Here is a 22861-nt window from a genome sequence, read left to right as displayed (position 1 = left end):
AAACCTGTGCTACCCGCCCCAAACTGTGTTGTGAGCCGACGATGCTCTGAAGGTCGTCAGCGATCAGTCGAGGTAGAACCGTTCGCCGATGCGTTATCGTCGGAGGCGGCATCCTCGTCGCGGTCCTCATCCTCGCCGGTTTCATCGTTGCGGCCGAATTCGTCGGGATCGACCTTATCGAGGTACTCGGATGACGGTGCACCTCCGGCCTCGTGATCGAGGTTCTCCGCAGCCTTGCGCATGCTGTCTGATGTGTTGCCTTCGGTGCTGTTGTCGTCGGTTGACATTCTGGTCACCTTTCGCTGGAGAGCGCGGATAGGTGATCAGTCTACGTGGGGCCTCTGCCGAGCGGCACCCCCGTAATGCCTCATGCCAATATGCCCGCACCCCCCTATCCAGTTGGACCAAAGAGTGTCAGCATAGATTCGTACACTCGATAGAGAAGGGATGATCGTGATGAGCGATTTCAGCGAAGACGAGAAGGATCCGAAAGTGGCCCCCGAGGGAGCCAAGGATGACGTTGCGGAAATGCCCGGCACGGATTCCGCGTCGAAGGAGAAAGAGGACGAATTGGTCGATGAGTGGGAGGAAGAGTCCTTCCCCGCGAGCGATCCGCCAGCACACTACTGACTTCCGTGATCGCAGGGCCCGGCACCGATGCACAGGTGCCGGGCCCTGCGTCGCGGCAGTGAGCATAGTGCCGCTTCGAGTGAGGAACTGACCAGATTGCGCTTGGCCTACTCGTCCATTGTGAGTACGAGTTTGCCGGTGGTGCGGTTGGTCTCGCCCTCTCGATGGGCTTCTGCTGCCTTCGAGAGCGGGAAAGTGCCCGCGATGGTGGCACGCAGTGCACCATCGTCGACGAGTCCGGAGACGATTTCCAGTGTACTGCGCGAGGAGTCCACGAGCATTCGAAGAGCTCGCACTCCGAGCTGATCTGCTTCGCGAAGGAGATCAGCGGAGCCGACAGGGATGAGCGACACTAGAGAGCCGCCTTTTCGAAGCGTGTGCAGGGAGCGCATTGCCGTGTCACCGCCGATCGTGTCGAGCACCGCGTCGACGTCTTGCACTCGCTTGGTTAGGTCCTCTGTACGGTAGTCGACGACTTCATCGACGCCGAGCTCGCGCAGGAAGCCGTGCTTCGCCGAACTCGCGGTTCCGATCACGTATGCGCCCAGCGATTTCGCGATCTGTACGGCTATGTGCCCGACGCCGCCTGCGGCCGCGTGAATCAGCACACGCTGTCCGGGCTGTAAGCCGGCGTTGTCGACGAGCGCCTGCCAAGCGGTCAGAGAGGCGAGGGGGAGTGCTCCCGCCTGCACATGGTCGACCGATCGGGGTTTCGACGCGAAGAATCTGGCCGGGGCGGCGACGTATTCGGCGTGGGAGCCGAGCCCAAACGGATACGACAGCATGCCGAACACCTCGTCTCCGGGCGCGAACGTCGCGACGCCGATGCCGACGGCTTCGACCACTCCGGAGACGTCCCAGCCGAGCACCAATGGCAGATCGTCGACGAAGCCGTGGCCGGAACGGTGCTTCCAATCGGTCGGGTTGAGACCCGCAGCGTGGACTTTCACAAGGATTTCGTTGGTGCGGGGCTTCGGTCGTGGGATCTCGGTGATTTCGAGGACGTCGGCGCTTCCAAAAGTCTGCTGACTGACGGCGCGCATCATCGTTTCGGTGTTTGTATCGGTGTTCATGTTCACATTGTGTCACTTCAGAAGCCCAAGCTGGCCTGACTTTTTCTGTAAATGCCCGACCCCGGTTTGTCAAGACTGTTTACAGCGGTCTCCCCACAATGCCACGCTGATAACACCGCGCGCAGCGCGGCGAGCCCCGCGGGGGCAGGTCAGACAGCCACAGACGCTGAGGAGGAACAGGGGATGAACCACAATCACTTGCGCACGGTCGTCGAGAGCGGCGGGCCATATGCCACCGTCTACCTCGAAGGACGAACCCCATCAGCCGATGCCGATACGCAGCTGCGCCTGCGGTGGTCGGAGCTGCGAGACCAGCTGTCCGAAAGCGGGGCAGAGGAGTCTCTCCTCGAGTCCATCGATGCGATCATCCTCGCCGACGAACCCACCGAGGTGCATACAGACGGCCGGACCATCGTCGCGAACTCACAGGGAGTTCTGCTGGACGAACACTGGGACGCGGCGCTGGGAGAAGGAGATTCGGCCCACTACGGCGAGGCGCCGGAGCTTGGAGCCTTTCTCCGACAGGAGTGCAGACAGTTCGATGTCGTCCTCGTCATCGCCGGCCAGGACGGAGCGGCCATTCGTGAGCTGAGCGTAACCCCGGATCGCGAACGCACCGAGAAAGAGTCGGTCCACGTCACCGGCGACAACGACGAAGACATCAACAAGCCGCGGCGAGGAGCATACTCGCACAACCAGATCCGGCGCCGTGTCGACGAGATCATCAAGGACAATGCACGCAGTGTCGCCGACTTCGTCGACGGTCTCATCACCGACCACGCGTCGGACGCACTCGTTCTGGCCGGAGAGGTGCAGGGCAGAACCGCCGTCAAGGCTGAGCTGTCGGCACGAGCCGAGGAGATGCTTCATGAGATCTCCGAGGGCGGCGATGGAGACGAAGGTGCCGAAGAGGCGATTGACGTGGCCATCAGGACGTTGGTGACGAGGCTCGCCGAAGAACGAGAGGCTGAGAACTCGGAGCGTCTGGGCGAAAGCAAAGCACACGGCCGTGCGGTCGAAGGGCGAGCAGAAGTCGAAAAGGCAGTGGAACGCGGAGCAGCGGCGGTCCTTCTGCTCGATGATGCCGAGGCCTCAGCAGGAGAAGCGGAGATCGTCTCCGCGGCTATCCTGTCCTCAGCTGAGGTCGGTCTCAGTCACGATCCGATGAGCGACGGCATAGCTGCGATCCTCCGCTACGACGTCGGCGCTGCGCTGGCGGACTGAGCAGCAGCTATACGATGGTCGGCAGTAGTCAATGGGTTACATGTGTATGGTTGGTCAGTGACAGCCGATCTCGGCAGGCCGGAAGGATCTCCTGATGAATCGCCCGACGGAACGCTCGACCCCGCCCGGCCCGAAGTCGCTCGGCGACGAAGTCATCCGCCAAACCCGCACCCCGCGACGCGTGCTCGTGCTCGGGGCGACCGGTTACATCGGCGGTCGCCTTGTGCCCCGACTGCTGCAGGCCGGGCACCGGGTTCGGGTCGGGGTGCGGCGGCCGGAGAAGCTCAAGCAGGTTCCATGGGCAGCCGACGTCGACGTGAGAACCGTCGACCTCGACACCGGTGGCGGTCTCGATGACAGCCTCGGCGGCATCGAGACCGTCTATTACCTGGTGCATTCCATGGGCTCCGGCGGGGACTTCGAGGCAGCCGAAGCCGAAGCGGCCAGGCGCTTCGCCAGCGCGGCCGCGTCTGCCGGCGTGCGTCGCATAGTCTACCTCGGAGGGCTCCATCCGGAGGGACGTGAGCTCTCGAAGCACATGCGTTCACGAGCGAACGTCGGACGGATTCTGCTCGACTCCGAAGTCGAAGCGATCGTCTTCAACGCCGGCATCATCATCGGCTCCGGATCGGCTTCGTTCGAGATGATCCGCCACCTCGCCATGACCCTGCGCTGGATGCCGGCACCGGACTGGGTGTCCAACCGTGTCGAGCCGCTCTCGGTTCGTGACGCTCTCTACTACCTTCTCTCCGCGGCCGATGTGCAGGAGGCGGTCAACCGGTCCTTCGATATCGGTTCACGTCAGATCCTCACTTATGCGAACGTGATGCGTACCTTTGCTGCCGTCGCAGGGCTCAAGCCCCGCCACGTCATCGCTTTGCCTCTTCCCGCACCGACGCTGTCAGGCATCTGGGTCGGGTTGGTCACCCCGCTGCCGTTCAGCCTCACCTTGCCGCTCGTCCAATCCGTGCAGGAGGATGCTGTGGCCTCGGACCAGGACGTCGACGCGGTCATCCCGCCGCCCGAGTCCGGGCTCATCGGGTTCGCCGACGCCGTCCGACTCGCCCTGCGCCGTGAAATCGAAGGTGCCGTGGATACGAACTGGGACGCCGACGCCGGAGAGCTCGACGAGGCGGCCCAGCCGTCGCCCAGTGATCCGAAGTGGTCCGGCCGGCGCATCTACACCGATGAACGGTCGACGACGATCAGCGGTGTCAGCGCCGCCGAGGTGTGGCCTGTGATCGAGGGGATCGGTGGGACCAACGGCTGGTACTCGTGGCCGCTGGCATGGAAGATTCGTGGGATCTGGGACAAAGCAGTCGGAGGCGCTGGCCTCAACCGGGGCCGACGGCTGCCCGACAGCCTGCGCATCGGCGATCCCGTCGACTGGTGGCGAGTCGAACAGCTGGAGCCGAACTCTCGTCTTCTGCTGCGCGCCGAGATGAAGGTCTCCGGTCACGCGTGGCTCGAATTCGCTCTGACAGACTCAGTCGAAGGCTGTGAGTATCACCAGACGGCGACCTTTATCCCCACTGGAGTGCGAGGCCGCATCTACTGGGCCCTCGTCGCCCCGTTTCATCGCTTCATCTTTCCCGCCATGGCGAAGAACATCGCAGCCGAGGCGCGGCGCCGAGCCTGAACGTTCCCGGTTTTGTTGATGATCAGGGGGCTGTCGTCAGCATCGAAGCGAAGCCGTGCCTGTACGTGGGGTAGCCGAGTTCGCCCATGAGCGAGCCGAAGCGAGTTCCGTCGATCCGTTTGCCGCTCGGCTTCTCGTCGTCGGCATGGCCGGGGACGGGCACGCCGAGGCGGCCGGCGATGAAGGCGGCGACGTCGCCCATCTGAGCAGGAAGCGAATCGACAGCGTGGACCAGGTCCGGCGGTTCCGAGGCAAGTGCCAAGTGCTCGAGGCCGCGAACGAGGTCGTCTCGGTGGATGCGGTTCGTCCACCGCTGATGGTTGAACCGCTGGCCGCGTCGCACGGAGTCGATGAGGCGGGTGCGGCCAGGTCCGTAGATACCAGCCGGGCGGACGATCGTGAGGTGGTCGAAGAGCTCGGCCGCCTCGGACTCGGCCGCAGCGAGGACCTCACCCGGCCCGGACCCTGGGGCGAGTGGAGCGTCTTCGGTGATCACACGCGTCGGGTCCTCCGCAAGGACACGCGTGGAGGAGACCAGGACGACTCGGCCCGGCTGTGACCCGAGCACGCGGGCGAGACCTCTCAGCCCGTGGAGGTAGGCCCGTTCGTATCCGGTCCGAGTCGGTTCGTCCGAAGTCAGAGTGATCACGACCGCATCGAGTGCGTCCAGTCGCGGATCGCTGCGGTCCGCGGCATCGACCCTATCGCGGCCGGGAGCTCCGAATCCGGAGAGGTCCATACTGATCGTCTCGAAGGCGTCGGGCAGTTCGGCGACGCGTCGGCGCAGTCCGATCACCCGGTGCCCCTGGTCGACCAGTCGCAGGCCCAGCCGTGTGCCCAGGTCTCCGCACCCGGCCATGAGAATCCTGCGACCGTTCGTCGTGCTCATTTCGCCTCACTCTTCATCCGGTCATAGGCGGCCAATGCCGCCTGGCGCGATGCCTTGAGATCGACGATCGGCTCGCGATCACCCTGCGAGCGTTCCGCCCGAGTGAGACCGCCCGGACCGCGGCCCAACCACCTGCCCACGTACTCGCAGTCGGGATCGAAACGCTCACGTTGGCGTTCGGGATTGAAGATCCGAAAATATGGAGCCGCATCGGCTCCGCACCCGGCCACCCATTGCCACGAGACCGGGTTGTTGGCTTCATCGGCGTCGACCAGCGTGTCCCAGAACCACTGCTCGCCGTGCCACCAGTGGAGCAGCAGATTCTTCGTGAGAAAGCTCGCCGTGGCCATCCGCACTCGATTGTGCATCCATCCGGTCTGCCACAGCTGAGCCATGCCGGCGTCGACGAGGTCGATCCCGGTCGTGCCGCTGCACCAGTGGTCGAGTGCCTCGGGGTCGTCCTCATAGGGGAAGGACGCGAATTCAGGTCGCATCGGTTCGGATTCGACGGCCGGCAGATGATAGGTCAGGTGCCAGGAGAACTCCCGCCAGTAGAGCTGCCGGATCCATGCCTGCCGATCATCGTCCCTCACCTCCGGTATGTCCAGGGCCGCTGCCAGCAGCTGGCGGGGGGAGAGTTCGCCGAAGCGCAGTCGCGGCGACAGGCCTGACGTGCTGTCAGGGTCTGCGGGGACATCGTGAGAATCTGCGTAGCCGTCGAGCCCGTCGCTCAAGCAGTCGAGCTCACGGGCCGCTTCCCTGCACCCGGGGTTCCAATGCCCGGCCACGGTCGTCCGCCACCACTGTGGAGTCCTCGCCGAGGCGAAGCTGCCCGAGCCCGTGTCGGTCCCGTCGAGAAGACCGAGATCGTCGAGGTCGCGCACCCAGGAGTGCCCGGCAAAAGCCTGTCGCTGGGCCTTCGTCGGAGAACTCTGTGTGCGCGGCGCCGGGAGGCTGTCGCCGACGCTGCGATCGCGCACAGCGTTGAAGAACGGCGTGAAGACCTTGTAGAAGTCACCGCCCTGAGGGCTGACCGTCCAAGGCTCGACGAGCAGCGCGCCGGTATGGGAGTGCACGGCACGACCGGCATCAGCCAGGTCCGTCTTGATCTGCGCGTCCAGGCGACGTGCAGCCGGCGCATAACGGCGCGACCAGCGCACAGCATCGACTTTCAGGTCCGCAGCCGCCTGCGGGACGATGTCGGCGGCCGAGCCTGCTGCGAAGAGCAGCGGGATGCCGAGCTGTGCGAGTTCGGTCTCCAGGACGCGCAGCGATTCGTGCGCCCACCACCGGGCCGCCCCGCCTAACGGGCGTGGGCCCAGGCCGTCGTCGCTGCGGCACTCTCTGATCCAGAGGCCGATCACCTGCCCGTCGCCGCAGGCCGCTGTCAGGGCCTCGTGGTCCTCGACGCGCAGGTCGTCGCGGAACCAGACGAGGGTGAGGGAATCGCGGTCGTGGCTCATCGGCAGACTCCTCTCACAGCTGGTTCGCCCAGTCGGCATTTACACCAAAGTGTAGTAGCCAAGCAGGGTTATTGGATTGTGAGGACGTCAGCTGCTGGTCGAGTAGACCTGTTGCGAGCCTCCGGCACGGGTGCGGTTGCGGCGACGAGTCTCGGGGCTGGTGCCGCGGGATTCGGACGCGCGGTGGCTGCTCGGCTGACGACCCGAAGATTCCGCGCGCTGACTGCCCGAGCGGCCATTGCCGGAGCGGCCGCCGCGGGAGTTCTCGCGACGACGATTTCTCTCGCCGGTGTGCCCGGCGCCCCGGCCGCGGCCGCCGCTCTCGCTGCGACGCGATTCGCCGCTGCGACCGCCACCGGTGGCGTCCGAGTTCTCACGGCTGCGGTCGCTGCCGGCGTCACCGCGACCCGAGCTTCCGCCGCGTCCGCCACGGCCACCTCGGCGACGGCGGGATGAACGACCATTCGACGAGGAAGGTTCGGTCTTCCTGCGCGGCTGGACGGGTTCCTTCGGCTGCGGGGCGACGAACTCGGCGATCTCACCGACGAGCTCGGTCACCTCGGGGGACTCTGCGTTGACCTTCTGCGGGGTCGCCTTGATGGCAGCCTTGCGCAGGAGGATCTGAGTGTCCTTGCGCTCTTCGGCGGTCATCACCGTGACGACGTCACCGGCGCTGCCGGCACGTGCGGTGCGACCGGAGCGGTGCAGGTAAGCCTTGTGTTCGGTCGGGGGATCGACGTGGACGACGAGCTCGACGGAGTCGACGTGGACGCCGCGGGCGGCGATGTCTGTGGCCACGAGCACCTTCGCCTCGCCATCGGTGAACGCGGCGAGGTTGCGGTCGCGCGCACCCTGCGACAGATTGCCGTGCAGGTCGACCGCGGGGATACCGGCTGCCGTGAGTTGGCGGGCGAAGCGTTTGGCCCGGTGCTTCGTGCGGGTGAAGAGGATGCGGCGGCCCGTGCCGGAGGCGAGCTTGTGTACGAGTTCGTTCTTGTCGTCGACCGACACCTCGAACACGTGGTGGGTCATGGCCGAAACGTGGGAGGTCGCCTCGTCCACGGAGTGGAGGACCTCGTTGTGGAGGAAACGACGGACGAGTTTGTCGACGTCGTTGTCCAAGGTGGCGGAGAAGAACATCCGCTGTCCCTCAGCCGGGGTCTGGTTGAGGATTCGGGTGACTCCGGGCAGGAACCCGAGGTCAGCCATGTGGTCGGCCTCGTCGAGGATGGTGACCTCGATGTTCTCGAGCGTGAGGATGTCCTGCTGGAGCAGGTCCTCGAGGCGACCCGGGCAGGCCACGACGATATCGACTCCGGCCTTGAGCGCGACCTCCTGGCGACGCTGCTTGACGCCGCCGAAGATCGTCGTCGTCCGCAGGCCCACGGCCTTGGCCAACGGATCGATGGCCTCGGTGATCTGCGTGGCGAGCTCACGGGTGGGAGCAAGGACGAGCCCGCGCGGATGGCGGAACTTCTGCGAACCCTCGCCGGATTCGGACAGGCGAGCGACGAGCGGAATGGAGAACGCCAGGGTCTTGCCGGACCCGGTCTTTCCGCGGCCGAGCACATCACGGCCGGCCAGCGTGTCGGGCAGAGTGTCCTGCTGGATCGGGAAGGCCTGGGTCTTGCCTTCACGGTCGAGGGAGTCGACGAGCTTGGCGGGAACACCGAGGTCGGCGAACGAGGTGGCTTTCTTCGCGCGATTGCCGGTGCTGCCTGCGGTGGTGTTGCGTGTGCTGCCTCCGTGGGTGCGGGTGCTGCGGGGATTGGTGCGTGTCTGTGAAGTAGTGATGGGATGGCCCTTCGACGTGCCGGAGGGCGTGCCGGTGCCGTGAATAGGTGGCAGGCAACCGCTTCCGGTCATGGAATGAGCGCTGTCGGCGCTCTCGATCGCCGAGAGAAAACGGCTTCGGAAATGCGCGGGTGCTATCACCCAGCTGCAGAGACGAGGCGTCCTGACGACGCAGGGAACCCGAAATCGGGTTCGCAAGTAATTACAGTATAGCCCCGGCGGCGCGTGAGACAGAATCCGCGGGCTTCGCGGCGGGCACGGAATCAGGCTCGGAGACTGCGGCGACCGGCCGTCGGCGAACTCGGCGGTGCCCGGTCACCCATGCGGAGAGCGCCACCGACGCCCAGCCGATGCCGATGCCCGCGATGTCGTCGAGGATGTAATGCCATCCGAAGTAGATGGTGGCCACGACCGTCACACCGAAGAAGATCCAGGTGAACACCTGGACGGCGCGATGCTGTTTCGTCAGCGTCATGAACAGTGCTGCGGCGAAGGTGACGGAGACGTGAAGCGAAGCGAACGCGGCGACACCCTGGATGGAATCGCTTCCGATCGGGTTGCTGAGGTAGTCGAGGCGAGTGTCGATGAGGGATTCCTGGAGCTCACTGACTCCGGTGTCGGGCAGCGCCCGGAAGACCTCGGCGTGGCTGAACACTGGACCGACCGACGGCAGGAGATAGTAGCTGACGGTGCCGAGCACCCAATTGAGGCTCAACATCGTCGTATACCAAGCGCCGACGGCGAGTCTGCGATTGAGCACGAGGACCGCGCCGAGGCTGATCGGAATGAGCGGCAGGTAAGCGAGGTAGGCGATCGACAGCAGGTTCGCCGCGATGCCGGTGCCCAGAAGTTCGTGCAGGAGCACGGCCGGAGTGTTCCCGCCGGCGAGCCAATGGTCGAGGCGGAACAGCTGCTGATCGAAGAGGGTGCCCTCGCGGTACACCGGCAGCACGCTCTTGAGATTGCGGTAGGCGACGTAGCAGACGTAGAAGCTCAGCAGTCCGGCGCCGATGCACAGCAGCCGGTGGGTGTTCCATTCCTTCTTTGCGATGTCGACGACCGACGTCGGCAGATTTCGCCACCCGTTTCGCCTCACCGTTTCCACGACTAGCCCGGCGCCGATGAATCCGAGAATCAGCAGAGGCAGACGGATGTATGAGGGGCCGAGGAATCCGTCGGGGTCCCGCAGCGGGAGATCGAGGAAGAGGGAGGAGAACACGGCGGCCGCTCCGACGAGGAGAGCGAGCACCATGGCAAAGGTGTAGGGCCAACGTCGCAATCTGGTCATCGGAACACCGTAGTAATTCACTTTTAGTACATCTTCGGATTTTCCTCGGAGGCGGCTGACCGGAGCCCCGTTCTCGCCCGCGCCGGCGGGGCAGAACAGAATGGTCCACCCACTGTGCGGCTCGCGGCATTAGTGTTGGTTCATGACAGAAGGTCCATTGAACGCGCCTCCGAATCGCGATGACCCGATACCCGAGGGACTCAGACTCGGTGCCCGCTTCACCGGATACCTGCTGGTGATCATCGCGGGAATCACAGTCGCGATCTTCGTAGCACTGCAGGTCGCACAGATCGTCGTTCCATTCCTGGCTGGGCTCGTCCTCTCTGCCCTCCTGGTCCCCATGTCGACGTTCCTGCAGCGGCATCGGTGGCCGAAGTGGTTGGCGGTGGTCACAGTCTGGGTCGTCGTCCTCGGCCTGTTGGCCGGACTCGTCCTCCTCATCACCTTTCAGATCAGAAGTGAGATACCTGAGATCCAGAAGCAGGTGGCGACGACCCTGGACGCGGCGAAGCAGCTCTTGGCCACTCAGCCGTTCGGAATCACCGAAGCCAAACTCAATGACCTCGTCGATTCCTCGGGGAAGTGGCTGCAGGACAACGCCGCCGGTCTCGGCTCCGGTGCCGCCGAGGTGGGCACGACGGCGGCGCATGTCATCGAAGGCGTCATCATCATCCTGTTCGTCACCCTCTTCGCGCTCATCGACGGACGCGGCATCTGGACCTGGGTCGTCAACATCTGGCCGAAGAAGGCGCATGCGCGGATCTCCGCGGCCGGTGAGGCCGGTTGGAAGACGCTGACGAACTTCATTCGGATCCAGCTCGTCGTCGCGGCCAGCGATGCGATCGGAATCGGAGTCGGTGCACTGATCCTCGGCGTCCCCTTGGCGGTGCCGATCGCCATGGTGGTCTTCCTCGGTGCCTTCGTGCCGTTCGTCGGAGCGATCGTGGGCGGAGCGGTCGCAGTGGGCTTGGCACTGCTCTTCAACGGCTGGGTGCACGGCCTGATCATGCTCGGGGTCGTCATCGTCGTCCAGCAGCTCGAAAGCCACGTCCTGCAGCCGTGGCTGACAGGACCCACAGTGAAGATCCACCCCTTGGCGGTGATCCTCGGGGTGACAGCGGGAGCAGCGGTGGCGGGCATCGCCGGGGCCTTCTTCTCCGTGCCGGTCATCGCGACTCTCAATGCGATGATCCACGCGGCCAAAGACTACAGAGTGGGACAGCGTTGAGACGGGCCGGGCCACGGTTGAATCGAGTGCGAATCGTCAAGGGCGCTCTTCGGCGTCTGCTCGACGACGAGTGCCTCGACAGAGCAGCCGGGCTGAGCTTCTACGCTCTGCTCTCTGCTGCCCCGGCGATCCTCGCCATGGTGTCGCTGCTCGGCGTGGTCGGGGAAGCCGAGTCGACTACGAAGGCGGTGCTCTCCCTGGTCCACGGAGTCTCGGCTGAGGCGGCCACGGCGATCCGCCCGTTCATCGTCGAACTCACCGAGTCGTCTTCGGCCGGAGCCACCCTCATCGGCAGCCTGCTGCTGGCGATCTGGTCGTCGTCGAAATACATCGGCGCATTCGGCCGTGCCCTGAACGCTGTCTACCGGGTCGAGGAGACTCGGCCGTACTGGAAGTTCAAGCCGCTCATGCTCCTGATGACCGTGATCACGCTCATCGTCCTGGCCGCTCTGGGGCTGCTGCTCGTGCTGTCCGGGCCCATCGCCGAAACGCTCGGCGAGTTCATCGGAATGGGCGCGGTTGCCCTGCTGATCTGGAACGTGGTCAGATGGCCGGTCTTCGTCTTCTTCGTCATGCTGCTCATCGCGCTGCTCTACTACGTGACCCCGAACGTCAGGCAGCCGAAGTTCCGGTGGGTCAGCCTCGGTGCCTTAGTCGCGCTGCTCGTGCTGCTTGCCGTGTCGGCCTGCTTCGTTCTCTACATCAACAACTTCAGCAGCTACAACGTCACCTATGGGTCGATCGGGGGAGTGATCGTCGGGCTCGCCTGGGTGTGGATGGTCAACCTCTCGCTTCTCCTCGGCGCCGAGTTCGACGCTGAGATCGAACGCGAGCGGCAACGGCAGTCCGACGGTGCCGCAGACCGCAGGAATCAGTTCAGACGACGTGCGGCGAACTCGGCGGCATTGTGAAGCACGGTGTTCGTGTCGTCGAGCACCCGCCCGAAATGGAGGAACGAATGGAGCACATGCGGATACTCCTCGAAGCGGACGTCGTTGCCTGCCCGCTGCAGGGTCCTGGCCAGCGCCCGGCTGTCATCGCGCAGCGGATCGAGCCCGGCGGCCGCGACGAACACCGGCGGCAGACCGGACAGATCGGCGGTCAGATGCGCGACGAACGGTGAATGTTCGTCCTCAGGGGTCGGCAGGTAGTCGTCGAGGAGGTTGCTGAGGTCGTGGATGCCCATGCCGTCCCAGTCGCCGCCGTAGAGCCTGCGACTGGCCGAGTCGATGAGACCGTGGCTGCCGTAGATGGGCAGGAGGGCGCGCAGAGCCGAGAAGCTCGCGGGACTCGCCCCGATGGTCTCCGGTTCATCGCGCAGAAGCAGACCTGCGCCGAGGGTGAGAACCGCCCCAGCCGAATCCCCGGAGATGGCCAGACGTGTGCCGTCGATGCCGAAATCCTCACCGTGGCCGGCGAGGTGGTCGACGACCCCGGCACATTCGTGCAGCGCCTGCGGGAACTTCACCTCCGGCGACAGCGAATAGTCGACTCCGATCACGGCGAAGCCGCCGGCAGCGGCGAGCACGCGCATGATTCGGTCATGTGTATCGAGGTCGCCGAGGCTGAACCCACCGCCGTGGAGGAACAGGAGACCGGGCAGGACCGCCTCGGTGGTGGGGCGATGGATGCGGATCGGAACGTCGACCCCGGCGGTGCGGATGTGGTGATCATCGGTGCGGGCCATGGTCGGCCCACCCTCATTCCACAGCGCGCGTTCGGCCCGGTATTCGGCGCGTTTGGCGGCCAAGGATCGAGCGGCAGGGGAGAGGTCACCGGAGGCAGCGGCGAAGTCCTCGCCGGCTCGGCGGCACGCGTCGGCCCGAGTGGCCTGGACGGCCATGATCTCGCGCATCTGCGGCGACATCGATGCCACGATGTCGGCAGGAATGGTGGCCAGCAGCGCTTCGGTGAGCGCGGGGTCGACGGTCACGCCGGGAATCATCAGCCTCATTCTTGGTCGGCGGCAATGATTCCCAGCTTAGCGAGGCCAGCGTCGGCGGCCGCGGTAGGACTCACCTGAGAAGATCCGGAATATCTGCCGATCGTCGCTGTTATGACAAGGGGACTGTGACACCAGTCCTTCACCGCCGAAGACACTGCAGGAGCCAACCCTTGACCGAACACATGCGCAGGCACGAGACCGACCACGAAATCCCTTGGTCACTGCCGATCGTCGTGCGCCGGTCCAAGACCGCTATCTCTCGCCACATCGATGTCCTCGAGGCCACCTCTCGTGCTGTCGTGACCTTCCTCGACGATCCGCGCTCGCAGCCGGACGGGGACTGGAATGAGGCCGTCGAATACTGGCGTGACGGAGCGATCCGCAAGGTCGTGCGCCGTGGCGACGGGAAGAAACTTGAGGACGCACGGGCACTCGGGTGCGTGAGCGTGACCTTCGGCGGCACCGACGATTTCGCCCCTGCCGAGGCGCTGGTGTTCGCGCCCGGTCCGGTCGAGCCCCTTCCGCCTGAGCTGAAGAAGCTGCAGGTCGGCGGCACCGAGTTCCCGGACGAGGGCGAGAGTTCGGTCCCCGCCGCCGAGGCGGTTGTGACGATCGAACTCTCACCCGATCTGACGCTGACGACGGGAAAGGCCGCCGCCCAATGCGGTCATGCCGCGCAGCTGGCGTTCGAGCAGATGCCCGACGATGTGCGGGATCGCTGGCGGGAATCGAGTTTCAGCTTGCGCGTGATCACGGCGAGCCGGGAATCGTGGGCCGCGAACGACCAGCAGATCAGCGTCGTCGACGCGGGCTTCACCGAAGTCGACGGCCCCACGGAAACCGTCCGCGCTCGTTGGTGAACCAGCCCGCTCGCCGGGCGGCTCACCCTGCCCTGCACCACACGAATCGGCGGTGGGACGGGAAGTGGGGGAGCCGCCTCGGCGAGGGGGGACTCAGACGTTGTCGAGGTCTTTGAGCTCGTCCTCGGTCAGCGGCCGCGTCTTCGTGCCATTGCCGAACTCGTCGAGGTAGATGATGTGTTTGACCATCTCACCGGTCTCTTCGTCCTTGACTTCGATGATGTCACCGGGTTGGGTCGCTGGCTGGTAGAAATCTTCATTGACTCCGGTCATCGTGACCACCTCCTACAGGTATCCTCACCATACGATGCTGTGAACTGAGTCTCAAGGGCCCCTATTGCTACCTGACGGCGGCCCAGCAACCTGGCGCCAGGTTGCTGGGCCGCCGTCAGGTAGCGATAGAGGGTTTTCAGGGTGCGGAATCGGTAGTCTGAGTTCATGGAACGACAGAGATTTCACACCACCGGAGGTCGCGATCGCAATGTCGCCGAGGAGGCCCGCCCCGGAGAGGACGAGTTCCGCGTCGATATCGAACGGATCCGGTTCTCCCCGTTCTTCTCCCGCCTGGCCTCGGTCACCCAGGTCATCCCGCAGGCAGGGTCGGGCACGGTCATCCACAACCGGCTGACGCATTCGCTCAAGGTCTCCGCGGTGGCCCGGTCGATCGCGATCACGTTGAACAACGCTGACGAAGGGACTCGGGAAACGGTCAACCGCCTCGGCGGGTGTGATCCGGTTGTCGTCCAGGCGGCCGCGGCCGCCCACGATCTGGGGCACCCTCCGTTCGGCCACCTCGGCGAGAAGGAACTCGACCGGGTGTCGCGGCAGGTGCTGCGCCTCGAGGACGGGTTCGAGGGGAATGCGCAGACGTTTCGGATCCTCACCGCCCTCGACAGCTGTGAGGCCACGGCGCGCGGTCTCAACCTCACACGCGCGATTCGGGCCGCGGTGCTCAAATATCCGTGGGAGCGCGGGGAATGGACCGGCGACCGGGCGTCGTCGGCGGCGCGGATGCCACGCGGGGTCGGCGACGATGTCAGCGAGGGAGCGATGAAGTTCTCCGCCTACGCCACCGAGGTCGAAGAGATGGCGGACGTGCTCTCGGCGTTCCCGGCGATCGGGAAGTATCAGCAGACGCTCGAGTGCGCGGTCATGGACGTCGCTGACGACATTGCCTACGCGGTGCACGACCTGGACGACTTCTACCGGTCGAACGTGCTGCAGTACACGGCTGTGTCCGCTGAGCTCGGGCGGTGGCTGCGCGATCATCGCGAGTTGGCGGCCCTGGACTCTGCGGAGTTGGATCGGCGCCGTCCCGGCCATGCGCTCGAAGCAATCCGGCGACACATCGGGGAGAAGGATCCGTGGATCGCCTCGGAGGAGGCGTTCCGGGAGTCGGTGGAGCGGGTCAACCGGGATCTCGTCGAGGGACTCCTCGGCGTCCCCTACGACGGGGGACTGGAGGCGGATCGGGCGGTCACCGGGTTCACCCGGCGGTGGATCGATCGGTTGCAGGCCTCGATCGTCGTCGACCCGGATCCGCATATCCGCAGCGGTCATGTGCGGCTGAGCCAGGAGGCTTGGCACGATGTCGTGGTGCTCAAGTTCGTGCATTCGCGGTTCGTGCTCGAACGGTCTGACCTGGCCGTGTATCAGCGTGGGCAGACGCGGATCATCGCGTCTCTGGTCGAGGGATTCCATGAGTGGCTGCTCGATCCGGATGAGGCTACGCGGATTCCCCGGCGTCTGGTCGATTCCGTCGAGGCGGCCACGCAGGAGTATTCGGATCTGTACGCGCGCAACCCTGCTGCGTTGGGGGACGAGGGCGCGGCCGGCATCGTGCGGCGTGGTCGAGCACGGGCGGTCGTGGACTACATCGCCTCGTTCACCGATGCGCAGGCCATGTCGGTCAACGCCCTGATCACCGGTGCCTCAGAAGAGCCGTGGGAGGCAGGGCGCGGGTTGTAGGTCTTGGGTGAATGTCGAACGGCGGGATCGAAGATTTCTCTTCGATCCCGCCGTTCGCGGTTTCAGCTCAAGCGCTGAGCTGGATCACCTGCTCGGTTGCACGCACTCAGTGCTTGCCAGCCGAGGCGCGGTAGCGGCGGGTTCCCCACACCGCTGCTGCACCACCGGCGATGAGCAGTGCGGCGAATCCGACCATGGCCGGGAGGCCATCGGCACCCGTCCGCGGCAGGTCTCCACCGGCATTGCCCGAGGCGTTAGTGCTCGAGCCAGCTGAGGCGTCTGCTCCGGTTCCGGCGTTGGCCGACGATCCGGCGTTGGCCGATGCGGCCTGATCCGAATCTGCCGAAGCCTCATTCGCGTCGTCTGCCGACGATGCGTTGGCTTCGTCGCCGTCTGCCGCTGCTGCAGCGGACGCCTCGGAGGAGGAGTCCGCCGTCGACGCTGCAGAAGCGGCGGCACCGGCGTTGGCGTTGGCTGCGGCAGATGCCTGTGCATTGCTGTCATCCGAGTTGTCGGCGTTTGCGGCTGCGTTGGCTGCCTGCTGTGCCGAGGCGTTCGGATCCGATGTCGCATCCGCTGAGGTCTCCGAGGAGGCCTCTTCGTTGGCGGCGGACTCTGCGGCTGCTTCGGCGTTCTCGTCAGCTGCTGCCGATGCCGTGTTGTTGGCATCGTTGTCGGCTGCTGCCTGGGCGGCTGCCTCTGCGACTGCGTTGCTGTTGTCATCGGCGTTGGCCGAAGCCGAGGCCGATGCGGCAGCGTTCACATTGGCATTCGCATCGGAATCGTCCGAAGCGGTGGCCGCGGCTCCGTCATCAGCACCGTCGGCGTCAGCAGCTGCGTTGGCAGAAGCTTCCGAGGAGGAATCAGCGGTAGAAGCTGCGGACGCAGCAGCTGCCGGATCGGCATCAGCGGCGGCCGAAGCATCGGCGTTCGTCGAGTCCGAGTTGTCGGCGTTCGCGGCGGCGTTGGCTGCCCGCTGTGCCGAGGCGTTCGGATCCGATGTCGCATCCGTCGAGGTCTCCGAGGAGGCCTCTTCGTTGGCTGCCGACTCTGCGGCTGCTTCGGCGTTCTCGTTAGCTGCTGCCGATGCCGTGTTGTTGGCATCGTCATCGGCAGCTGCTACTGCTGCTGCCTCAGCTGCAGCGTTGCTTTCGTCATCGGCGTTGGCCGAAGCCGAGGCCGAAGCGGCTGCGTTCACATTGGCATTCGCGTCTGCTTCGTTCGCGGCATCAGGATCTGCTGCTGCGCTGGCGTCAGACTCGGCTGCTGCCTCTGCGGAGGCCTCGTTCGAGGAATCAGCGGTGGAAGCGGCCTCAGAAGCGGCAGCGGAGTTCGCGTCCGACGCCGTCGATGCCTCTGCGTTCGTGTCATCGGAGTTGTCAGCCTGTGCAGCGGCCTGCGAAGCAGCCGTCGACGAAGCATTCTCATCCGTTGTCGAATCAGCCGACGCCTCGGAGGATGCGTCCTCGGTTGCTGCCGACTCGGCGGCTGCTTCGGCGTTCTCGTCAGCTGCTGCCGATGCCGTGTTGTCGGCATTGTCATCGGCAGCTGCCTCGGAGGCAGCCTGGGCGGCCGGGTTGTTGTCACCATCGGCGTCGGCCGAAGCCGAGGCCGATGCCGCTGCGTTGGTGTTCGCATCGTCATCGCCCGGGGCCGGTGCGTCCGCGGTCGCACGGACCGAGGACGAGGCCAGGTTGATGTCCGCGGCGCTGATTCCGGGGAGCAGTTCAAGGCTCACCGCATTGACTGTGAAACCAGGACCGTTGTTTCCGTTGACTTGGCTCTCCTGCGCCGGATCCTTTTCAGTGGGCTGTTCGTTGATCGTCACGTCAGCAATCAGGTTGAGGTTGTCGAAGACTCCACCGAGACCATCAACAACTGGATTGATCAGTCCATCGAGGTTATCCGACAGGTCCGTCCCGATATCTTCGATCACTGTGCCCAGGGTTCCGCTCAGCGTATCGACCAACTCATCGAGCAGTGGCTCTACCAAGTCTTCCGTCAGGTCATTGAGGCTGATTCCGAGCAGCCCCAAGATCGTGTCTAGCACTCCGCCGTCAGCATCGATGTCAATGACCGGGTCGGTAGCCGTGTCCGTTCCAGCGAGCTGGCCGAGTGTGGTTTCAACGGTGATGTCTGCTGTTGTGCTGTTCACCAAATACGAGAGTTCGGCGTTGAGATTCAGAGTCACTGAGGTGTCGTTGAGTACATCGGTGACTCCGTCGGTGACCTTCGTCGTCAGTGTTCCAAGAGCGTCGGTGATCGCCTCTGTGATGTTCGTGATCGTGGCCTCGTCCAGCAGCTGTGTATTGGGACCGAGACCATTCAGTCCGTTCTCCCCGGCAGCATTTGCCACATTGACCGACACTTCGCCGGTGGCAAGATTGATCGACACGATTTCGTTTGAGTCGACGAGTGGCTCATTGATGAGTTCATCGCTGAGGTCGTCGAGAGCCGTGTCAAGGCCGTCGACTCCGATGGTTCCGGACTCGACTGCGACTCCGACGCCGAGAGCGCTTAGCTCGATATTAAGATCGCTGAGGATCTGGCCAAGGGCTCCCTCCGATCCGGTCGCAGCATCGACGGTGTCGCCGACACCTGTGAAAGTGTCGTCGAGCTGACCAGAAACCTTGCCCGCAAGAGGACTGTGCAGGTTGACTTCGGCGTCGGCCACGACATATTCGGAGTCAATGCTGTCTCCGGACGCGGTGGCTGTGCTGCCCATTGCGCCGAGCTCGAGTGAGAGCTGGTCGACGATCTCGTCCGAGAGCGCGTCGACGTTGAGCTGAGACAACAGGTCGGTCAGATTGACCTGCGCGTTACCAAATTCACCGGGATTGTCGGGGTCGAGGTTGAGAGCGCCGTCCGCTCCAACTGCTCCGGCGCTCGCCGTCGATGAATCGTACGAAGGGGCATGGCCAAAGGCATTAAGGGCACCCACTGCGCCGAGATCGAGCAGCCCATCTCCGCCGGGCTCACTGACAAGAGGCAGCGAAAGGCCGTTGCCGAGATCGAGATCGAGAGCTTGCAGAGCCTCGACATCTAGCGGAGTCGCGACCTCATCGGTGTTGTTGGGAGAGCTGCTGTACGCAGATGCGACATCGGCAAGCTGTCCGCCGAGAAGGTCACTCTCAATCAGCTGCCCGTAGGCTTCTGAGTCTTCGTTCGGGTTCTGTTCATCGGCGGCACCGGGCGAGGTCGTCAGCAGCGTCAGTCCCACAGCTGTCGCTGCGGCGACGGACCCCACCGCGATCTTCCGACCGGTTCCGGGCCGGCCTCTCAGTTTTCTCATGGTTCTCCACATCGTTCGGATCCTGATCATTTCCAAGCTTGGCCTGGACGGAAACGGGCAGTTTCCTGACAGATCCCTCACAACGTTACGGAGTAATGAAAAAGTAATCAGTGGATCACAAGAAAAGTTACCTCGTCGTTATAGTTACGTTGAAGTAGATGTAGGCGGGCATTGCGAAATCCTGTCAGTCAGGTCTCGCAGGCGCTGTAGCCGACAAAAGGCCAGTTCACAGGTCTGACGATCGCAAGTGGATTCAGTGTTCCGGGAGATGCGCCAGTCATGACCGAGTCATTGTGCTGCGTCCATATGTCACAAATTGAGATTTAAAGAGCTGCCTGCGATGTCGACCCGTGACCAAGCCGTCAGCGGCAAGGTCACGGCTTCCATGGTGTGGACGGACCGAAACGGACGCTTCGTCAGTATCTACAGTCGAGTCGAACGGCAGGAACGACGGAGATCGACGAGGGAGTTGAGACATGGCGGAGCGCACGCGATGGGCAGTGGTCGGAGCCGGCATCATCGGAGCCGCCGTGGCCCGCGAGATCCTGGGCCGCCACGACTCCGCCGACGTCACCCTCTTCGAAAAGGAAGACCACCCCGCCGCCCACCAGATCGGGCACAATTCCGGAGTCGTCCACGCCGGTCTCTACTACGAGCCGGGCAGCCTCAAAGCCACGCTCTGTCGCCGCGGTGTCGACCTCATCCGCGACTTCGCAAACGAACACAACGTCGCTTTCGACGAATGCGGCAAGGTCGTCGTTGCCACCGACGAGACAGAAGTCGAACGCCTCCACGCCATCCACAACCGCGCTCTGGCCAACGGCGTCCCCGATATCGCCATGCTCGATCGCGACGGACTGCGCGACATCGAACCGAACGCCGAAGGCCTCGCCGCCCTCCACTCACCCCACACTGCAATCATCGACTACCCCGGCCTCACCGACGCCCTCGTCGCCGACTTCCGCGCCCATGGCGGCCGTGTCCGTTTCTCCACCCCGGTCAAAAGCATCGATCGACGAGGCGGACCCACCACCCGTGGCTCCGCCATCGTCCGCACCCTGGTCGATGCCCAGGAGTTCGACCACGTCGTCGTCTGCGCGGGCCTCCAATCCGACCGCCTCGCCGGCCGCTCCGGAGAAAGCCGTACCCCGACCGTGGTGCCGTTCTTCGGTCAGTACTTCATCCTCGACGATGAATACAGCGACGCCGTCAACGGGCTCATCTACCCCGTCCCGGACCCGAAGTATCCTTTCCTCGGCGTCCACGTGACCCGGCGCATCGACGGCGGACTGATGATCGGGCCCAACGCTTTCCTCTCCTTATCCCGCGAAGGCTACCGAGGCCTCGGCCTCAACATCCCCGACTCCCTCGCTGTGGCCGCCGACCCTGGATTCTGGCGCTTCGCAGCAGCCAATATGGCCACCGCTGCCCGTGAGCTACCCGGGGTGCTCTCGATCGAGAGATTCGTCGCCGAGGCGGCCCGCTACGTTCCCTCGCTCGCCGGAGCCAACGGTCACCGCGCCACCCGCGGGATCCGCGCGCAGGCCATGAATCGGGATGGAACACTCGTTGATGATTTCGTCATCGATCGGGCGGGAGCCACGATGTTCGTCAGGAACGCGCCGTCCCCGGGAGCCACCTCGGCGCTGGCCATTGCCGAACACCTCGTCGGCATCATCGACGGGCGATGATGCCGGTGGCGGGCCTCGACGACGAAGGGCCGCCTGCCCGACCGTGAGGAAGGGGAGGCGGCCCGAATGCCAGAGCGGCTGCTCAGTCGCGCCGACTCACTTGGGTGTGCGGGTCTCTGCGCTGATGAACCAGGCCTGCTGCTCGAGTTGGGCGATGTAGCTGTGGAAGATGTCGGCAGTTGTCGGGTCCGCCGAGTCGACCTCGTCATGGCAGTCACGCATGGACGCTACAGTTGCCTCGATCGACGCGACCATGTGGTCGATGGCGTCGTGGGTGCTGATCTCTCCGTTCGGGAACTCCGGCAGCCCTGTCTGTTCGGCGATCACCGCGGGGCGACCGTCCGGAGTGGAGTGGAGGGCACGCATGCGTTCAGCGATCTCATCGCTGCCTGCACGGGCGATGTCCGTGACTTCGTCGAGGTTGAGGTGGAGGTCTCGGAAGTTCGTGCCCACGATATTCCAATGCGCCTGCTTGGCGGTCAGGCTCAGAGCGATGAAGTCGACCAGAACCGTTTGGAGGTTCTTGGTCAGGGCGTCGGAGGCGATGAAGCCGCGTTCGGCGTTCTCGCGGGTTGTCTTCTCTGAGCCATGGGGGTCGGGAACTGTCACTGACTGCGTCATGATTTCTGCTCCTGTTCTCTCCGGTTTCACGTTGACCCGGAGCCTATGATCACCATAACGCTGCCGCAGATGACGCGTAACCCCCCCCCTCAGCGCCAGCTGGTGGTCGGCCTGGACATGCAACGTTTTCGTGCACGATGTTTTCCCACCGCGCATTCAGCCCGAATCAGAGCTTCGGAGTCTGAGCGCGTATTCTGATACCGAGCATTCTGACAGTGAAGAGTCGTCGAGATGAAGGAGAGACCGGGCATGGCAGTACTGGTCACAGGCGGGGCAGGCTACATCGGGTCGCACGTGGTGCGGCTGCTCACCGAACGCGGCGACGAGGTGCTCGTCGTCGACGACTTCTCCACCGGCATCGACGCGCGCGTCGACGGACTGCCCGTGGTCAACCTCGACCTGGCCGCCGCTGATGCCGAAGAGCGCCTCGTGTCCGCCATCAAGGAGCACGGCGTGGACTCGATCATTCACTTCGCCGCGAAGAAGCAGGTCGGCGAGTCCGTCGAAGAACCGGTCATGTACTACCGGCAGAACATCGGGGCACTGACGAACATCCTCGCCGCCGTCGAGGCGACCGGCATCGAATCGCTCGTCTTCTCCTCCTCAGCCGCGACCTACGGCATGCCCGATGTCGACATGGTGCCTGAGGATCTCGACTGCCGCCCCATCAACCCGTACGGCCAGACGAAGCTCATCGGCGAGTGGATGATCGACAACCAGATCACCGCCTCGCAGATGCGGGGCACCACGTTCAACGCCGTGAAGCTGCGCTACTTCAACGTCGCCGGTGCCGGCTGGAGCGAACTCGCCGACACCGCCGTCATGAACCTCATCCCGATCGTGCTCGGGCGGCTGAAGGACGGCAAGGCGCCGATCATCTTCGGCGACGACTACGACACCCCTGACGGCACGTGCATCCGCGATTACGTTCACGTCAAGGACCTCGCCGAGGCGCATATCGCCGCCCTCGACTACATGAAGGCCGGCGACACCATGGAGACCGTGTTCAACGTCGGCACCGGGACCGGCGCCTCGGTGAAGGAAGTCATCGACACCATCGCCGAGGTGACCGGCCGTGACATCGTCCCCGAAATGGGCGAGCGTCGCGCCGGTGACCCGCCGGCGCTGGTCGCCGACGTCACCCGGATCTCGGCCCTGCTCAGTTGGAAGGCCGAGTTCGGTCTCGAAGAGATCGTCCGCAGCGCCGTCGAGGCCGCGGGGATGTTGCCGAACCAAGAACGATGACGCAATCGGAC

The 22861-nt window shown here is 64.5% G+C and carries 19 protein-coding genes; 9 read left to right on the top strand and 10 right to left on the bottom strand.

The features are described 5' to 3' along the window. Nucleotides 1-56: 56 nt before the first annotated feature. Nucleotides 57-287 (bottom strand): hypothetical protein, encoded by a 231-nt coding sequence (locus SB749_RS00875; RefSeq protein ID WP_410708560.1) that lies wholly within the window; start codon nt 285-287, stop codon nt 57-59. 169 nt (nt 288-456) lie between these two features. On the opposite strand from SB749_RS00875, the gene SB749_RS00870 reads away from it, so the two are divergent. Further along, nucleotides 457-630, top strand: coding sequence for a hypothetical protein (locus tag SB749_RS00870; protein WP_410708559.1), 174 nt, complete (start codon nt 457-459; stop codon nt 628-630). A gap of 107 nt (nt 631-737) precedes the next feature. Here the strand turns inward: SB749_RS00870 and SB749_RS00865 are convergent, their stop codons facing one another. Next, entirely contained in the window at nt 738-1703 is a 966-nt protein-coding gene (locus SB749_RS00865; protein ID WP_410708558.1) for an NADP-dependent oxidoreductase, read from the bottom strand. 183 nt (nt 1704-1886) lie between these two features. Here SB749_RS00865 and SB749_RS00860 point away from each other — a divergent pair, with 183 nt between their 5' ends. Both SB749_RS00860 and SB749_RS00855 read left to right on the top strand, forming a co-directional pair. Next, nucleotides 1887-2927, top strand: a complete 1041-nt coding sequence (locus tag SB749_RS00860; RefSeq protein WP_410708557.1) for a Vms1/Ankzf1 family peptidyl-tRNA hydrolase — start codon at nt 1887-1889, stop codon at nt 2925-2927. 94 nt (nt 2928-3021) lie between these two features. Next, complete coding sequence (locus SB749_RS00855; RefSeq protein ID WP_410708556.1) at nt 3022-4566, top strand: SDR family oxidoreductase; 1545 nt, start codon at nt 3022-3024, stop codon at nt 4564-4566. Between the two features lie 22 nt (nt 4567-4588). On the opposite strand, the gene SB749_RS00850 is transcribed toward SB749_RS00855, so the two are convergent. From SB749_RS00850 to SB749_RS00835, 4 genes are all read right to left on the bottom strand, one after another. After that, nucleotides 4589-5455 (bottom strand): NAD-dependent dehydratase, encoded by an 867-nt coding sequence (locus SB749_RS00850; RefSeq protein ID WP_410708555.1) that lies wholly within the window; start codon nt 5453-5455, stop codon nt 4589-4591. Further along, on the bottom strand, nt 5452-6918 hold the full coding sequence (locus SB749_RS00845; protein ID WP_410708554.1) for a cryptochrome/photolyase family protein: 1467 nt from the start codon (nt 6916-6918) through the stop codon (nt 5452-5454). Before SB749_RS00845 ends, SB749_RS00850 begins: the two co-directional genes overlap by 4 nt. An 87-nt stretch (nt 6919-7005) precedes the next feature. Further along, nucleotides 7006-8784, bottom strand: a complete 1779-nt coding sequence (locus tag SB749_RS00840) for a DEAD/DEAH box helicase (protein WP_410708553.1) — start codon at nt 8782-8784, stop codon at nt 7006-7008. Nucleotides 8785-8914: 130 nt separating this feature from the next. Continuing rightward, the gene (locus SB749_RS00835; protein ID WP_410708552.1) at nt 8915-10000 is read right to left on the bottom strand and encodes a phosphatase PAP2 family protein; all 1086 of its coding nucleotides are present in this window, start codon (nt 9998-10000) and stop codon (nt 8915-8917) included. A gap of 142 nt (nt 10001-10142) precedes the next feature. Between SB749_RS00835 and SB749_RS00830 the strand changes: the two genes are divergently transcribed. Beyond that, complete coding sequence (locus SB749_RS00830; RefSeq protein ID WP_410708551.1) at nt 10143-11228, top strand: AI-2E family transporter; 1086 nt, start codon at nt 10143-10145, stop codon at nt 11226-11228. A 26-nt stretch (nt 11229-11254) separates the two neighbouring features. Continuing rightward, nucleotides 11255-12139, top strand: a complete 885-nt coding sequence (locus SB749_RS00825; RefSeq protein WP_410708550.1) for a YihY/virulence factor BrkB family protein — start codon at nt 11255-11257, stop codon at nt 12137-12139. On the opposite strand, the gene SB749_RS00820 is transcribed toward SB749_RS00825, so the two are convergent. Next, nucleotides 12100-13173 (bottom strand): alpha/beta hydrolase fold domain-containing protein, encoded by a 1074-nt coding sequence (locus SB749_RS00820; RefSeq protein WP_410708549.1) that lies wholly within the window; start codon nt 13171-13173, stop codon nt 12100-12102. The two genes, SB749_RS00825 and SB749_RS00820, sit on opposite strands and share 40 nt — an antisense overlap. 170 nt (nt 13174-13343) lie before the next feature. Between SB749_RS00820 and SB749_RS00815 the strand changes: the two genes are divergently transcribed. Next, complete coding sequence (locus SB749_RS00815; protein WP_410708548.1) at nt 13344-14033, top strand: peptidyl-tRNA hydrolase; 690 nt, start codon at nt 13344-13346, stop codon at nt 14031-14033. Nucleotides 14034-14126: 93 nt separating this feature from the next. Here the strand turns inward: SB749_RS00815 and SB749_RS00810 are convergent, their stop codons facing one another. After that, nucleotides 14127-14306, bottom strand: a complete 180-nt coding sequence (locus SB749_RS00810; protein ID WP_264799475.1) for a hypothetical protein — start codon at nt 14304-14306, stop codon at nt 14127-14129. 165 nt (nt 14307-14471) lie between these two features. Here SB749_RS00810 and SB749_RS00805 point away from each other — a divergent pair, with 165 nt between their 5' ends. Further along, a complete protein-coding gene (locus tag SB749_RS00805) occupies nt 14472-16001 on the top strand; it encodes a deoxyguanosinetriphosphate triphosphohydrolase family protein (RefSeq protein WP_410708547.1) in 1530 nt (509 codons plus the stop codon). Between the two features lie 106 nt (nt 16002-16107). On the opposite strand, the gene SB749_RS00800 is transcribed toward SB749_RS00805, so the two are convergent. Beyond that, nucleotides 16108-19293: a choice-of-anchor G family protein gene (locus tag SB749_RS00800; RefSeq protein ID WP_410708546.1), complete on the bottom strand. Its 3186-nt coding sequence runs from the start codon at nt 19291-19293 to the stop codon at nt 16108-16110. A 476-nt stretch (nt 19294-19769) separates the two neighbouring features. On the opposite strand from SB749_RS00800, the gene lhgO reads away from it, so the two are divergent. After that, nucleotides 19770-20984, top strand: a complete 1215-nt coding sequence (lhgO, locus tag SB749_RS00795) for an L-2-hydroxyglutarate oxidase (protein WP_410708545.1) — start codon at nt 19770-19772, stop codon at nt 20982-20984. Nucleotides 20985-21080: 96 nt separating this feature from the next. Here the strand turns inward: lhgO and SB749_RS00790 are convergent, their stop codons facing one another. Beyond that, nucleotides 21081-21605: a Dps family protein gene (locus SB749_RS00790; RefSeq protein WP_025779292.1), complete on the bottom strand. Its 525-nt coding sequence runs from the start codon at nt 21603-21605 to the stop codon at nt 21081-21083. Between the two features lie 249 nt (nt 21606-21854). Here SB749_RS00790 and galE point away from each other — a divergent pair, with 249 nt between their 5' ends. Further along, entirely contained in the window at nt 21855-22850 is a 996-nt protein-coding gene (gene galE / locus SB749_RS00785; protein ID WP_410708544.1) for a UDP-glucose 4-epimerase GalE, read from the top strand. Nucleotides 22851-22861: the final 11 nt, after the last annotated feature.

The sequence above is a fragment of the Brevibacterium sp. SIMBA_078 genome, from assembly GCF_046534565.1.
Taxonomy (GTDB): Bacteria; Actinomycetota; Actinomycetes; order Actinomycetales; family Brevibacteriaceae; genus Brevibacterium.
The sequence above is the reverse complement of the archived record's forward strand: the minus strand, read 5'-3'. Positions and strand labels throughout refer to the sequence as shown.